At 53.2% G+C, this 15,437-nt stretch carries 11 protein-coding genes; 7 read left to right on the plus strand and 4 right to left on the minus strand.

Annotation, left to right across the window (positions count from 1 at the left end):
- Positions 1–89: 89 nt before the first annotated feature.
- Positions 90–1,049 (plus strand): aldo/keto reductase, encoded by a 960-nt coding sequence (locus AC3RPL_RS06395; RefSeq protein ID WP_490739352.1) that lies wholly within the window; start codon positions 90–92, stop codon positions 1,047–1,049.
- Positions 1,050–1,157: 108 nt separating this feature from the next.
- Here the strand turns inward: AC3RPL_RS06395 and yegD are convergent, their stop codons facing one another.
- The 3 genes from yegD to AC3RPL_RS06410 all read right to left on the minus strand — a co-directional run bounded on the left by yegD (position 1,158) and on the right by AC3RPL_RS06410 (position 5,897).
- Positions 1,158–2,510: a molecular chaperone gene (yegD, locus tag AC3RPL_RS06400; RefSeq protein WP_490739353.1), complete on the minus strand. Its 1,353-nt coding sequence runs from the start codon at positions 2,508–2,510 to the stop codon at positions 1,158–1,160.
- A gap of 97 nt (positions 2,511–2,607) precedes the next feature.
- On the minus strand, positions 2,608–5,172 hold the full coding sequence (locus AC3RPL_RS06405; protein WP_490739354.1) for a diguanylate cyclase: 2,565 nt from the start codon (positions 5,170–5,172) through the stop codon (positions 2,608–2,610).
- Between the two features lie 125 nt (positions 5,173–5,297).
- Positions 5,298–5,897, minus strand: a complete 600-nt coding sequence (locus tag AC3RPL_RS06410) for a phosphatase PAP2 family protein (protein WP_490740645.1) — start codon at positions 5,895–5,897, stop codon at positions 5,298–5,300.
- Between the two features lie 243 nt (positions 5,898–6,140).
- Here AC3RPL_RS06410 and udk point away from each other — a divergent pair, with 243 nt between their 5' ends.
- The 3 genes from udk (at position 6,141) to asmA (ending at position 9,333) form a co-directional block, all read left to right on the plus strand.
- The gene (gene udk / locus AC3RPL_RS06415; RefSeq protein ID WP_034937803.1) at positions 6,141–6,782 is read left to right on the plus strand and encodes a uridine kinase; all 642 of its coding nucleotides are present in this window, start codon (positions 6,141–6,143) and stop codon (positions 6,780–6,782) included.
- A 93-nt stretch (positions 6,783–6,875) separates the two neighbouring features.
- Positions 6,876–7,457, plus strand: a complete 582-nt coding sequence (gene dcd, locus AC3RPL_RS06420; protein ID WP_034937801.1) for a dCTP deaminase — start codon at positions 6,876–6,878, stop codon at positions 7,455–7,457.
- Between the two features lie 58 nt (positions 7,458–7,515).
- Positions 7,516–9,333: an outer membrane assembly protein AsmA gene (gene asmA, locus AC3RPL_RS06425; RefSeq protein ID WP_490739355.1), complete on the plus strand. Its 1,818-nt coding sequence runs from the start codon at positions 7,516–7,518 to the stop codon at positions 9,331–9,333.
- Between the two features lie 39 nt (positions 9,334–9,372).
- Here the strand turns inward: asmA and AC3RPL_RS06430 are convergent, their stop codons facing one another.
- Entirely contained in the window at positions 9,373–10,959 is a 1,587-nt protein-coding gene (locus AC3RPL_RS06430) for a TerC family protein (protein ID WP_490739356.1), read from the minus strand.
- A gap of 1,177 nt (positions 10,960–12,136) precedes the next feature.
- Here AC3RPL_RS06430 and wbaP point away from each other — a divergent pair.
- The 3 genes from wbaP (at position 12,137) to AC3RPL_RS06445 (ending at position 15,430) form a co-directional block, all read left to right on the plus strand.
- Positions 12,137–13,570, plus strand: a complete 1,434-nt coding sequence (gene wbaP / locus AC3RPL_RS06435; RefSeq protein WP_490739357.1) for an undecaprenyl-phosphate galactose phosphotransferase WbaP — start codon at positions 12,137–12,139, stop codon at positions 13,568–13,570.
- Between the two features lie 276 nt (positions 13,571–13,846).
- Positions 13,847–14,980, plus strand: a complete 1,134-nt coding sequence (locus tag AC3RPL_RS06440; protein WP_034937792.1) for a polysaccharide export protein — start codon at positions 13,847–13,849, stop codon at positions 14,978–14,980.
- Between the two features lie 15 nt (positions 14,981–14,995).
- Positions 14,996–15,430, plus strand: a complete 435-nt coding sequence (locus AC3RPL_RS06445; RefSeq protein ID WP_367167731.1) for an arsenate reductase/protein-tyrosine-phosphatase family protein — start codon at positions 14,996–14,998, stop codon at positions 15,428–15,430.
- The last annotated feature ends 7 nt before the right edge of the window (positions 15,431–15,437 follow it).

Genomic DNA, 15,437 nt, shown 5'->3' on the forward strand with positions numbered 1-15,437 from the left:
TGTTTTGCCGTAAATCAACGAAGCGAACAACTTGAGCTTTGCTAAGCTGATAGTCACGCTAAAAATCAGTTTCGTTGAGGAGAATGATAATGAGTCAGCAACATCGTTTACTGGGTCGCAGCGGCATTGAAGTCCCTGTCCTGACCTTTGGCGGGAATGTCTTTGGCTGGACGGTTAACCCGCAAACCTCTTTCTCACTGCTGGATGCGCTGGTGGAGAAAGGCTTGTATTTCATTGATACCGCCGATGTTTATTCCCGCTGGGCGCCGGGCAATGAAGGGGGGGAATCTGAAACCATTATCGGTAACTGGCTGAAAAAAAGCGGCAAGCGTGACCAGATCGTGCTGGCGACCAAAGTTGGCATGGATATGGGGCCGGGTAAATCCGGGCTTTCACCGGCCTGGATACGTCAGGCGGTGGAGGACTCGCTGCGTCGTCTGCAAACCGACTATATCGATCTTTATCAGGCGCATCGCGATGACAGCGATACGCCGTTGCAGGAAACCCTGCACACCTTCGATCAGCTGATCAAAGAAGGTAAGGTGCGGGCGATTGGTGCCTCTAACTATTCTGCCAGTCGGCTGAGTGAAGCGCTGAATACCAGTCAGGAACTGGGCCTGGCCCGTTATGAAACCCTGCAACCGGAATACAACCTGTATGACCGTGAAGAGTATGAAAGCGGGCTGGAGAAGGTGGCAAGGGATAACGAGCTGGGGGTTGTCAACTACTATTCGCTGGCCAGCGGCTTTCTCAGCGGCAAGTATCGCACGGCGGAAGACGCCAGCAAGAGTAAGCGCGGTGAAGGCGTGGTGCAGAAGTACCTTAACAAGCGCGGACTGCGCATTCTGGACGCGCTGGACCAGGTGGCAGAAGAGAGCCGGGCCACGCCAACCCAGGTGGCGCTGGCCTGGCAGATTGCCCGTCCGGGCATTACCGCTCCGATTGTCAGTGTCACTTCGCTGGCCCAGCTGGACGAACTGAGTCATGCCGCCACGTTGCAGCTGAACGATGCGGCGGTGCAACAGTTGTCGGAAGCCAGTCGTTACTGAGAAGGTCCGGGCATGGCCCGCAGGCCGCGGCCCTTCTCAGCACGAAGGCACCGGCCTCAGCATTATCGGTGCTGAAAATGCCAGGGCCGCAGGCCCGCCGTCGGGCGGTTAACGGAACATCACCTGCGCCCAGCGGGCCAGCCCGGCGGTGACGGAGCTGAAGTCGTCGCCACTGGCCAGGGGCGTATCCGGCATCTGCTGTTGCAGAGCCTGGCGGAGGATCGGTGAACGCGCGCTGCCACCGGTCAGGTAGATGACGTCCGGTCGGGTGCCGCTCTCATCCAGCGCCAGCTTTACCTGCTGCTGAATGCGCTCCAGTGGCTGACTGATAGCCGACTCCAGCGATGCCACGTCAATCTCTGTTGCCAGCGACGGGGCGATAAAATCCAAATCGGCAGGCGTCTCCGGCTGCGCGGAGAGGGCAATTTTGCTCTCTTCAGCCGCCCGCACCAGCCGGTATCCGAGGCGCTGTTGCCACACTTTTAGCAGCCGTTTTACCTTCTCCGGTTCCTGTGCATCGCGAATCAGTTCCTGCAACAGTTTGCGACTGGAAGCAGCGTAAAAATCGCTCTGTGCCGGGACATCGTTGATCGCCACCGCATTCCACCACGGCAGGGCGGGCAGGGCGATGCCCTTTTCCGTCACCCCACCCAGGCCCAGCAGCGGCATCAGTTCTTTGAAGGCCAGCATAATGTCCAGATCGTTGCCGCCGACCCGGCAGCCACTGTGGCCCAGCAGACTGGCGCTGCGATCGGATTTATTGTGCCACTCAGGCCCCATCAGCAACATTGAGCAGTCGGTGGTGCCACCACCGATATCCACCACCAGCACGCGAGTCTCTTTGCTTAATGTGGCTTCAAAATCCAGCCCTGCCGCCACCGGTTCGAACTGAAACTCCACCTGTTTAAATCCGGCGCGACTGGCGGCACGCGCCAGAATCGCCTGGGCCTGATGGTTAGCTTCGTCGCCACCCAGCCCCTGAAAGTTGATCGGGCGGCCTATCACCGCCTGGCTGATGTCGCTGCCCAGCTGCTGCTCTGCCGTCTGGCGGATATGCAACATCATGGCACAGACCAAATCTTCAAAGAATGCCACCTGCTGAGGCTTCAGCCCGCTGGCACCGAGGAAGGATTTGGGGGATTTAACAAACCACACGTCTTCCGGGTCGGCGATGTAATGGGCCAGCGAGGCCATGCCGAAGCGGACGCTGTCAGCGGTAACGTCGATATCTTCTTCACGGTTGAGCGCGATCGCCCGACGCAGGATCGCCTGCGTTTCGGCATCCGGCGTGGGCACCTGATGATGGCGGAACAGCCATTCACTGACCGCATCCCGGGTTGGGGCACAAAGCATGGAAGGCAGCAGCGTGGAGCCGTTTTCCAGCGTTAACAGCCTGGGCACACCGCCATTCATGGTGGCAACCGAGCAGTTCGCCGTACCGTAATCAAAACCGATATACATCCGTTCCCCCTCCCGCGACGGTAAAAAAAGGGGGCGACTTTAGCTCAGGCAGGATCAGAGAGCAAGGTCTGAGGGCGATTAAATGGCATCCCGACGCTTACCAGCGGGTCAGCAGTTTGGCAGGGAAGACGGAGAGCTGGCCGCGCCCGTTGTGCTTGGCGTTATAGCAGGCAAGGTCCGCCTGGGACATCACATCACTGATATTGCTGTTACTGCCGTCGAGCAGGGTGATACCCGCGCTGGCACCGATCTGGTGCGGCTCACCCTGCCAGGTAAAGGGATACCGGTTTACCGCGTTGACCAGTTCCCCGGTGATCTCCCTTGCCTGTTGCAGCGGGCAATCCGGCAACAACACGCCAAATTCGTCGCCGCCCAGCCGGGCAAGCAGATCACCACCGCGCAGTCTGTCCTGCATTACGCCGGAAATTTCATGCAGCAGCGCATCACCGGCGGCATGTCCGGCGCTGTCATTCACCGCTTTGAAACGATCAAGGTCAATAAAGACCAGCGCATGGGTTTGCTGCTCGTCACTGGCGGAGAGCAACAGCTGTTGCAGACTTTGCTCGAAGCTGACGCGATTAGGCAGGCGGGTCAGCATATCGTGGGACGCGTTGTAGCTAAGCTGGCGCATGGTTTTGCGAGATTGACTGACATCCTGAATAACGATCACGCTGCCAATCATTTCACCCTCCTGAGTTTTCAGCGGCGTGATGCTGAAATGAATATCAAACTGCTCACCGGCGCGGTTGTGCAGCACCAACTCCTCATCCAGATCGCTGGTAAATTTACGGCGTGGCAGCTTTGATAACAACAGCCTGTCCAACTCTTCACCCTGGCTACCGTGGGTGACCGAGAGAATATCGCTGAGCGGATTACCGGCCGCGTGCTGCTGTGTCCAGCCGGTCATACTTTCCGCCACCGGGTTCATAAAGGTCACCCGCATCGCGTCATCAGTGCTGATCACCGCCTCACCAATGGCATCAAGGGTGATATGCATCCGCTCTTTTTCCTGGTACAGCGCGTAGGTTAACTGGCGAACCGCAGTGACATCCTGATTGATGCCCAGCATTCTCTCTGCCTCACCTTTTGCGTTAAGCACCATCGTCGATTTGCTGTGGATATAGCGGATACCCTGGTGGGTCGATATGCGAAAAACAATATCCACCGGGGCAGAGGCTGTTACCGCATCTTCAAAGGCATCCATCGCTACCTGGCGATCGGCCGGATGCAGTCTTTCAGCCCAGCTCTGGTAGCTGGCCTCACCATCCTCGGGCAGGCCGTAAATCTGAAACATGCGCTTATCCCAGCTCATGTCACCGCTTTGCAGATTCCATTCCCAGACGCCGATTTCGCCCGCCTCGTTAGCCAGGGTGATGCGCTGCATCAGACGACGGTTAACCTCTTCAGTCTGCTTCAGGCCGGTGAAGTCTTCTATCTGGGCAATAAAATAGAGTGGCTGCTGCTCACTGTCCCTGACCAGTGATATTGCCAGCAGCACCCAGACGATCTGGCCGTCCTTACGCAGGTAGCGTTTTTCCAGGCTGTAGGTGTCGATTTCACCGCGCAGCAGTGCGTTAAACTGGCTCTCGCCGATGGCAAGGTCGTCCGGGTAGGTGATCTGCTGAAAGGTCATCGCCTTCAGCTCATCCTCGTTATAGCCCAGCAGTTTACAGAGCGATTTGTTGACCTGTAGCCAGCGTCCCTGCGACGACACCAGCGCCATGCCTATTGCGGAATACTCCATCGCATGACGGAAGCGAGTTTCGCTTTCGGAGATATGTTTTTTCTCTTCACGAAATGAGTGCATCACCAGCGCCATCAGGTGGCTGGGAATAATCACCAGCAGAAACGGTAGCCAGGGGGTGTTATTCAGCACACCGGTTTTTGCTGCGTGGATCTCCAGCAGGTTAAAGGCCAGCATCAGCATCATCATCGACAGCGTGGCGAGAAACACCACAAATGCGCCGAAGCGCGGCAGCCGCACCGCGCTGTACAGCAACACCACCATCACCACCGTTAACTGCCAGGGAGAGTAGCGCAGGACGCAATAGCACAACACCAACGTGCTGAGCAGGGTCAGCAGAGTGGTGATTAACTGATGTTGGTTGATTTTTTTATGCAGGAATTCCCGCTGCCACAACAGGCAGACCGGGCCAAGCGCCAGCATACCAATACTTTCTGATACCACCCAGATGGAGAAAAAACGAAAACTGTAATGATTGAGGAACCAGCAGGCCAGCAGGCCACCAATCAACGGCGCGACGAGGCCGACGGAAATAAACATTTTGCTCCAGCTGAGCAGGGAATCCAGCGGCTTCTGACGATCGAGCAAAAAGCGCAACAGCAGGCCACCCAGCAGAGCCTGGGCAAGGTTAAGTAGCGGATATTTCAGACTGACCAGTGACAGCCCGACCACCAGCGCGTTTGCGCTGGCAATGCCGGTAAAGCAGCAGCCCAGCATCAGCGGCAGCGATTTTACACTGTGGCGGAAAACCACCACGGTGAGCAGGGCGGTGGGAAACCACAGTGGAGATATCTGCCCGCTTACCTTAATCAGCTCGCCACAGAAAAAGGTTAACAGGAAGGAGAGTACGCCGAGCAGCACGGCACTGGCCCGGACGGCAGCAGGACGGGGTGGCGGCAAGAGAGTCTCAGTGGTCATTCACAAATCCGGCAGGGCAGCAGTTACGTCATTACGATCTAAATACCTGTAGGATGCTAACATAACCCGCCAGGAATGCTTGTGGTAATTCAACATTCCCCTGGATCTGATAATGAAAAATCACATTACTTAACCGATGTCTCCTGACGCAGTTTCAGCAGTTCGTCCCGGGTCCAGGCATGATCGATACCTGCAATTTGTACCGACAGCCGTTGTAAAAATTGTTGCGTGGTGGCAATGCGACCGTGGCCAATCAACAGCAGCGGCACCAGCAGGGCGATGCCCAGCTGTAACGCGGAGAAACCCTGTAACTGCGCCCGGCGCTGACTCAGCAGGAAGGCAGTGCTCAGTGTGAAACCCAGTATCAGCCCGCAGAGAACTTCACTTTCTGAATGGTAATTGAGGATCAGGCGCGACAGGCCAACCAGCAGCGGGATCAGATAGCCGGTGGCGATGGCCAGATGACGCCAGCGGTCAGCCAGGCGACCGGTGAGTAGCCACAGCATGACCGGCCAGAGTGCGGCGGACATGGTGCTGTGCCCGCTAAAGCCGGTGAAATTAAAGCGGGCGCTGCCGATGCCAAAACCCAGAAAAGCAATTTTCGACAGGCTGACGATGGCACCCGCCGTGCAGAATGCCACCAGCCACCAGATGGCGGCACGACGATCGCTGTTTTTCCAGCCAATCAGAACAGCCATAATCACCGCGGTGGGGATAAGCAACATGCTGTCGCCTAAATAGGTCAATATATGCAAAACAGCGTCGGGCACCGTGTTTCCTTCTGTCAAAAAAGTGTGATGCTTGTCTCAGTGCCGTCAGTCTAGCCGTCAATCCCGACAAGGTATAACGGGAAAGTCTGAAAAGCTTTCAACACCATTTTGCTGGTATCAACTCGGCTAAATCCCTATAATTATGCGCCAATTCATCCTCTCCGGGTCTCTGACCATCTGTAACCAGGTCTTAAATTTATGACTGATAAGTCGCATCAGTGCGTCATCGTAGGTATTGCCGGCGCTTCTGCCTCAGGAAAAAGTCTTATTGCCAGTACTCTTTATCGCGAAGTTCGCGACAGAGTTGGTGATGAACACATTGGCGTCATTCCTGAGGATGCCTACTACAAAGACCAAAGCAACCTGACTATGGAAGAGCGGGTTAAAACCAATTACGATCACCCCAGTGCGATGGACCACAATTTACTGCTTCAGCATTTGCAGATGTTAAAGGCAGGGGAAACCATCGACCTGCCGGTTTACAGCTATGTTGAGCACACCCGCACCGCGCAGACGGTTCGTCTGCAACCTAAAAAAGTGATTATTCTGGAAGGGATCCTCTTGCTGACCGATGCCCGTCTGCGTCAGGAGATGAATTTCTCAATCTTTGTCGATACACCGCTGGATATCTGCCTGATGCGCCGCATGAGACGTGATGTCAATGAACGTGGCCGCTCAATGGATTCTGTTATGGCGCAGTATCAAAAAACGGTGCGCCCGATGTTCCTGCAATTTATTGAGCCTTCAAAACAGTATGCTGACATCATCGTGCCACGGGGTGGTAAGAACCGCATCGCGATTGATATTCTGAAAGCGAAAATCAACCAGTTTTTTGAATAACGCGCTGCACGACAACCCTGCGGGGTTTGCCGCTCCCGGTGCCGGATGTGCCGGGCCAGGCGTGTTTACTTTGACTTTTAGGGAGTCGCTACCATGAGATTATGTGACCGTGATATTGAAGCCTGGCTGGATAATGGCCAGCTGGACATTTCGCCTCGTCCACCGGTAGAACGGATCAATGGCGCCACGGTGGATGTGCGTCTGGGCAATTTGTTTCGTACCTTCCGGGGACATACCGCCGCCTATATCGATCTCAGCGGTCCAAAGGATGAAGTGAGCGCGGCGCTCGACAGAGTAATGAGCGATGAAATCGTGCTGTCGGAAGGTGAGGCTTTTTTCCTGCATCCGGGTGAGCTGGCGCTGGCGGTCACGCTGGAATCGGTAACCCTGCCGGATAATCTGGTGGGCTGGTTGGATGGCCGCTCCTCGCTGGCACGCCTTGGCCTGATGGTGCATGTTACCGCGCATCGCATCGATCCGGGCTGGCAGGGACGCATTGTGCTGGAGTTCTATAATTCTGGTAAATTGCCGCTGGCGCTTCGTCCGGGCATGTTGATAGGCGCACTCAGTTTTGAACCGCTCTCCGGTCCGGCAGCCCGACCTTATAACCGTCGTCAGGATGCTAAATACAAGGGGCAGCAGGGCGCAGACGCCAGCCGTATTGATAAAGATTAGGATAACCTGCCGCACGGTCTGGCGCGGCCGGGGCCTGAATGAGGCGTGAGGGGAAGGCATGAGAAGATTTATTACCACGCTGGTCATTTTGCTGGTGGTAATTGTGGCTGGCATGACGGCGTTAGTGCTGCTGGTGAATCCTAATGAGTTTCGCAACTATATAGTTCAGCAGGTTGAACAGCATAGCGGTTACCGCCTGGCGCTGAACGGCGATCTCCGCTGGCATGTCTGGCCGCAGCTCAGCATTCTTTCCGGGCAGATGACCCTCACCGCCCCGGGAGCACAACAGCCGGTGGTCAGTGCCAGCAATATGCGACTGGATGTTAAACTTTTGCCGCTGTTATCCCATCAGCTGGCGGTGAAACAGGTGATGTTAAAAGGGGCGATTATCCGCCTGACGCCCGACAGCGAGACACAGCGTCCGGGGGATGCCCCGGTCGTACCTTCCGATTCCGTCCCGGAGAAGAGCAGCCCGGGCTGGACGTTTGATATCGACCAACTGCGCGTCGCGGACAGCCTGCTGATCTGGCAGCAAAGTGACGGTGAGCAGTTGAACGTCCGCGATTTGAACCTGCAACTCTCCCAGAATCAGCAGCGCCAGGCGCATCTGGAACTGAGCAGTCGTATCAGCCGCGATCAGCGAGAGCTGCTGATGAATCTCACTGCCGAGCTGGATCTCAGCCGCTATCCGCGACAACTTACTGCCGCCATTAACCCGCTCAGCTACCAGTTAACCGGCGCTGATTTACCCAAAGAGGGTTTAAAAGGGCAGGCGAAAATGCAGGCGGAATGGTCTGGCGATAGCCGTGCATTCAGCCTGCAAAATCTGGCGTTGAGCGCTAATGACAGTCAGCTGGACGGTAGCATTAGCGGTACGCTGGGCAGCCGTCCGCAGGTGTCGGTTGCTCTGCACTCGCCGTTGCTGAACATGGATTCGCTGCTGGGACTGGAGAACCGTGCAGGCAACAGTGCGCAGGGGATTGAGACGCAGCGTGCAGGGCCTGCGCCGGTGATTTCTGCCCCGGAAAATTATGACAACGCCGATTCATTACTTAACGCGATGGATGGCCGCGTTAATCTGAAGGTGGATAAATTGCGCTGGCGCGGCATGGATTTCGACATGGTCACGCTCAACGGCGGCAGCAAAAATGGCGTGTTGCAACTGGCTACCCTGAACGGTAACGCCGGACATGGCAGTTTTTCGCTGCCCGGTAGCCTGGATGTGCGCACGGCGCAGACTAAAGTCACGCTGCGCCCCGCGTTGCAAAATATTGCCCTGGCCCCTCTGCTTAAAGCATTTGATCTTCCGCCTTCCCTCAGCGGCGATATGTCGCTGACCGGTGACTTTACGGGGTACGGACTGACCGTTCCGGCATTCAGACGGGCCTGGAAAGGCAGCGCAGAGGTAAGTATTGATAACGCGCAGATGAGTGGACTGAACTTTCAGCAGATGATTCAGCGGGCGGTCGAGCGCAGCAGTAACCGTGTTCGCGGGCCGGATAACAGTGATTCGGGGGGTAATTCGCAACATATCAGCGGCAGTGCCACGCTCAGTAATGGTCTGCTGTCGTTTGCTGAATTTCAGGGACGCTCTTTGATGTTCGATTACAGTGGTAAGGGCAGTGTTAATCTGAGCAGCCAGCAGGCTGATATCACTTTTGGTGTTACGGTGACGCAAGGCTGGCAGGGTGACAGCGAGCTGGTCAGCCGCCTGCAACAAACCCCGGTGCCGCTGCGGATCTATGGGCCGTGGTCGGCGTTAAATTATTCATTACAGGTTAACCAGGTTCTGCGTCAGCAACTGATGGATGAGGCAAAAAAACGTCTCAAGGCATGGTCAGACAGGAATCAAAACGGCGTGAAAGACCAGCCGTAATGGTGGCGACAGCCTGAGCCTGTCGCAGAAAATGACCATTTAATTTTCTGCGGCCTGATGCGGTTCTGCGCTGTCCACCGGCATGATTTGTACCTTCTGTACGCGATGGCTTTCAACCTGGTGGATACGCAACAGAAAGCCGTTGATATGGATCTCATCACCTTCTTTCGGCACCTGCTGCATATGTTCCATCAGTAATCCGGCCAGCGTGTGATATTCGCGTTTTTCATCCAGCGGCAGCGCAACGTGGGCAACCAGGTCTTCCAGCGGCATATGACCATTTGCTGTCCAGCTGCCATCTGCATTGTGTTGAATATCGTAGCGGGGATCGATTTCATTCCCTTCGTTTGGCAGATTTCCGGCGATGGTTTCCATTACGTCACTTAATGTCACCACACCCTCAACCGACCCAAACTCATCGACCACAAAGGCAAAATGGGTGCGCGCAACGCGAAACTGTTCAAGAGCGGACAGTAAAGTCAGCTGCTCCGGAAAAACCAGCGGCTGTCGGATTAGCGCCCGGATATCAAGCTGATGACTGTGCAGAGCCTGATGCAACAGATCGATAACGTGTACGACGCCCAGAGGCTCGTCGCTGTTATCCGTTATCACCAGACGGGTATGCTGATTTCTGTCCAGTCTGGCCATGATACTTTGCGCAGACTCACTCAGGTCAATGTGTTCAGTATCATGGCGAGAGGTCATGATACTGCTGACCGTGCGCTGTCCCATACCCAGCACCTGAGCGATCATCATCCGCTCCTGAACGTTGAACACGGCCTGGTTATCGGGGTGATCGGTCACCAGATAAGCGGTTTCGCTGTCGAGTTCGGCCTGTTCATGCCTGCCGCGCAGCAGACGTAGTACGGCTTCCGCTGTACGTTTACGTAAAGGCAATTTTGCCGAGAGAAAACGGCGGCGATTAAAGCGGGCCAGCTGATTCAGTGCCTCAATGATCACTGAAAAACCGATGGCTGCGTACAGGTAGCCTTTCGGAATGGTGTAACCAAAACCGTCGGCCACCAGACTGAAACCAATCATCAGTAAAAAGCTCAGGCAGAGGATGACAATAGTGGGGTGGGCGTTAACGAAGCGGGTAAGGGGTTTACTTGCCAGTAGCATCAGTAAAATAGCAATAATCACTGCGGCCATCATTACCGCCAGCTGATCGACCATACCCACTGCGGTGATCACCGAGTCGAGTGAAAACACCGCGTCCAGGACCACGATTTGCACCACAACCGGCCAGAATTTAGCGCCATGCTTTTGTGGATTATAGGCTTCATCTTTTCCTTCCAGCCGCTCATTCAGCTCAATGGTCGCTTTAAACAGCAGAAAAATACCCCCGGTCAACATAATCAGATCGCGGGCGCTGAAGGGGTGTCCGTTGATGAAAAAAAGTGCGGAGGTTAATGAAGAGAGCCAGGAGATGGACGCCAGCAGCAGTAAACGCATAACCAGGGCCAGCAGCAATCCGGTAATACGGGCGCGGTCGCGCTCAAATGCAGGGAGTTTCTCTGCCAGAATGGCAATAAACACCAGGTTATCAATGCCGAGTACCAGTTCTAAAACCACCAGGGTGACCAGTCCGGCCCAGATTGACGGATCGGCGATCCATTCAAACATCGCATTCACGCCTGTAGTAGAGACAAAAGTGTTGTGATCATAGTTAATCAGAGATTATTTAACAAATATTCCCTGCGTTATGTAACGCCATTTCGTCTTATTGTCAGGAGTCAGCCGTCTTAAAAATAAATTATCCGGATCAATCCTGAAAAATTCAGCCACAGAGTTTTCAGGATTATTCGCATAGGTCAACAAAGCAATCCTGGTGATACTGTCTGGCAGCGGAAGAAGTGATTAAGAATAATCTTACTCGAACATCGAATAATTCCGATTTTTTGACAAGGGGGTGAAGATGGAATGCCTGCTACAGTCTGGAACCAAAGGTAGTCTTAATCCTAAAAGGCAGAGTGGAAGGGCGGTGACTCTTGTAAACAGGCCAGTAATAACTAGTATAGCAACGTGTTACTTAACATCATGACTTGTGCGTTGTTTGGACAGTTTGTGCTCTGTATTTTGTGGCAAAATTAATGAAAGCTTTGATTGAGTGTAAAGGCTTCAGCCGGGCAGTGCGGCACAGGGAAACACCAAACATAGCGCACTGGCAGCTACAAGCCAGGGGCGGTAGCGTGGGGAGTAAGAAAAGGTAATTGTCAATCTGCCTGATTTTTCACCGCCATTGTTACGGTTTTTTTCGTTAAATCGAATAATTCCGATTTTTTGACAAGGGGGTGAAGATGGAATGCCTGCTACAGTCTGGAACCAAAGGTAGTCTTAATCCTAAAAGGCAGAGTGGAAGGGCGGTGACTCTTGTAAACAGGCCAGTAATAACTAGTATAGCAACGTGTTACTTAACATCATGACTTGTGCGTTGTTTGGACAGTTTGTGCTCTGTATTTTGTGGCAAAATTAATGAAAGCTTTGATTGAGTGTAAAGGCTTCAGCCGGGCAGTGCGGCACAGGGAAACACCAAACATAGCGCACTGGCAGCTACAAGCCAGGGGCGGTAGCGTGGGGAGTAAGAAAAGGTAATTGTCAATCTGCCTGATTTTTCACCGCCATTGTTACGGTTTTTTTCGTTAAATCTCAAGGCATGTTGCCTGCGAACGCATTATTTACACAGGCTTCAGGAATATGTTTTCTGTTTTAAACAAACTTAACGAAAATGTGCGTAATTACTTCCTTGTGTTTGTTGGGAATAATAAATCACCGGCTTCTGAATAAAAAATAAGAGTTAACTATGAGTAATATTAAATTTACCTCGAAAGGGTTATTAATCAGATTGTCGTTGTCACTCTCTGACCTCTTTTTCTTTAATGCTTCATTATTCATTGCTATCTGGTTAATGAGCATTCTACCCGGTAACCTGCTCAGCAATTACACTGAACAGGATCTGCACCTGACGATAGTTACTCATATTATTCTTTCTCTGATTTGTATTGGATGGTTCTGGGTTCGACTGCGCCATTATACCTATCGCAAACCTTTCTGGTTCGAACTGAAAGAGATATTCAGAAGCGTCCTGATTTTTTCTGTTATCGATCTTTCAATCACTGCGCTCTCTCAGTGGCAGCTTTCTCGCTGGACCTGGATACTCACCTGGATCTTGGCCCTGGTATTTATCCCGGCAGGACGCTCGGTGGTGAAACGTCTTCTCAATCACTACAACCTGTGGAAACGCCAGTCGATTATTATCGGCAGTGGTAAAAATGCCGAAGAAGCCTGGATGGCACTGCAAAGCGAAGAAATGATGGGCTTTGAAGTGGTGGCGTTCTTTGACGTTGATGGCTCGACGCCAGCGCTTGAACTCTTCTCCACGCCGGTTATCCGCACGGAGGAAGAGTTGTGGCAGAGGGTTGACAGCGATACACAGTTTATCGTGGCAGTGGAGTTTGAGCAGAGCCAGTATCGCGATCTCTGGTTAAAAAATCTGGCAAAACATAACTGCCGCTCGGTTTCCGTGATACCTTCTTTGCGCGGCGTTCCACTGTATGGTACGGATATGGCTTACATTTTCAGCCATGAAGTGATGATTCTGCGGGTTAGCAATAATCTGGCAAAACGCACATCGCGCTTTGTTAAAAGGGCATTTGATATCGTCGGTGCGATGGCGATTATGCTCGCGCTGATGCCCGTCCTGGCGGTACTGATCTTCCTGGTTTCACGGGATGGCGGTAGCCCGATTTATGGACATGAGCGTGTCGGCCTGAACGGACGTAAATTCAAATGTCTGAAGTTCCGTTCGATGGTGGTGAATTCAAAAGAGGTGTTGGAAGAAGTTCTGCGCAATGACCCTGTTGCCCGTGCAGAATGGGACAAAGACTTCAAACTGAAGAACGATCCGCGTATCACCCGTGTCGGACATTTTATTCGCAAAACCAGCCTCGATGAATTACCTCAGCTGTGGAACGTGATCCGCGGTGAGATGAGTCTGGTCGGTCCCCGGCCGGTTATCGAAGATGAGCTGGAGCGCTACGCGGGGGATGTTGATTATTACTATATGGCGAAACCAGGGATGACCGGACTGTGGCAGGTCAGTGGCCGTAATGACGTGGATTATGAAACCCGTGTCTACTTCGACTCCTGGTACGTTAAAAACTGGTCGCTGTGGAATGATATCGCCATTTTGTTCAAAACAGTTGGCGTTGTTCTCAAGCGAGACGGTGCGTATTGATACGCGGGTGGTCTGTCCACAAGGTCGGTGGAGGGCCGCCGCTGAAGTATCATTTCCAGTTACCTGTCAACGTGTTGCATGATGGACATCTTTTATGGCGAATGTTGGGCGTCGGCTATAATCGAACCGGCAAGGCATAAGAAAGTAAGAGGGAATATATGATAATGACCAACAGTTTCAGGGCTTGATCGGGTGATTCACCTTAATACTTTTGCATGACGCTACACTGCGGCGGATGCGCCACTATCATTCAAATTACTGATAGCGATGAGATAGATGATTACAATCAAAACGAAAGTGTTACCCTTGTTGATTACGGCTACCCTTCTTTCCGGATGTACAATTGTGCCCGGTTCGACGCTTTCCACCAGCGGTAAAGATGTTATCAAACAGCAGGATAGCGACTTTGATATCGATAAATACGTCAACGTTTTTCCTTTAACGCCCGGCCTGGTAGAGCAGCTGCGTGTAAAGCCGACGGTCGCCAGACCTAATCCGGAATTGCAGAATGAGTTGCAGCGCTATGAATATCGCATTGGCATTGGCGATGTTCTGACGGTCACCGTCTGGGATCACCCTGAATTAACCACCCCGGCGGGGCAGTATCGTAGCGCCAGTGACACCGGCAACTGGGTGCACTCTGATGGCACTATTTTCTATCCCTACATTGGACGAGTCAAAGTAGCAGGGCGGACCGTACAGGAAATCCGCAGCGAAATCGCTTCACGTCTTGCGCAGTATATTGAAAGCCCACAGGTTGACGTCAGCGTTGCCTCTTTCAAATCGCAAAAAGCCTACGTGACGGGTGAAGTGACCACTTCAGGCCAACAGCCAATCACCAACGTTCCTCTGACTATTCTTGATGCGGTCAACGCAGCCGGTGGCCTGACGCAGAATGCAGACTGGCGCAATGTGGTACTTACGCACAACGGCCGCGAAATGCCGATCTCTCTTCAGGCACTGATGCAAAATGGTGACCTCTCGCAAAATCATCTGCTTTACCCCGGCGACATCCTTTATGTTCCGCGCAACGACGATCTGAAAGTCTTTGTAATGGGTGAGGTGAAACAGCCGGCCACGCTGAAGATGGACCGCAGCGGTATGACATTGGCAGAAGCGCTGGGCAGTGCACAGGGGATGGATCAGGGTGCAGCAGATGCAACCGGTGTCTTTGTTATTCGTCCGATTAAAGGGGCAAACCGCACCCGTATTGCCAATATTTATCAGCTGAACGTTAAAGATGCTTCCGCCATGGTTATGGGATCAGAGTTCCAGCTGCAACCTTATGACATTGTCTATGTCACCGCGACGCCGCTGGCGCGTTGGAACCGTGTGGTTTCTCAGCTGGTACCGACCATTACCGGCATCTATAACGCCAGTGAAAATGCGCAAATCATTCATAACTGGTAATCAGCGGAGAAGCCCATGATTAACTCAATCCTGGTAGTCTGCGTCGGCAATATCTGTCGTTCCCCCACGGGGGAACGAATGCTCAAAGCGGCGTTACCAAATAAAAAGGTTGCGTCCGCCGGGTTGCATGCTGTGGTGGACCACCCGGCTGATGACACTGCCAGCAGTGTTGCCAGTGAACATGGCCTTTCACTGGAGGGGCATGTTGCCCGTCAACTTACGTCGGCTATGTGTCGGGATTACGATTTGTTGCTGGTGATGGAAAAGGGACATATCGATCAGATCAATCGTATTAATCCCTCCGTACGTGGCAAGACCATGTTATTTGGCCACTGGCTTAATCAACAGGAAATAGCGGATCCCTATAAAAAAAGCCGCGATGCCTATGAAGCCGTGTACGTATTACTTGAAAACGCTGCCCAGAAATGGGTCAACGCATTAAGCCGATAATTGGGAT

The sequence above is a fragment of the Erwinia papayae genome, assembly GCF_058241465.1.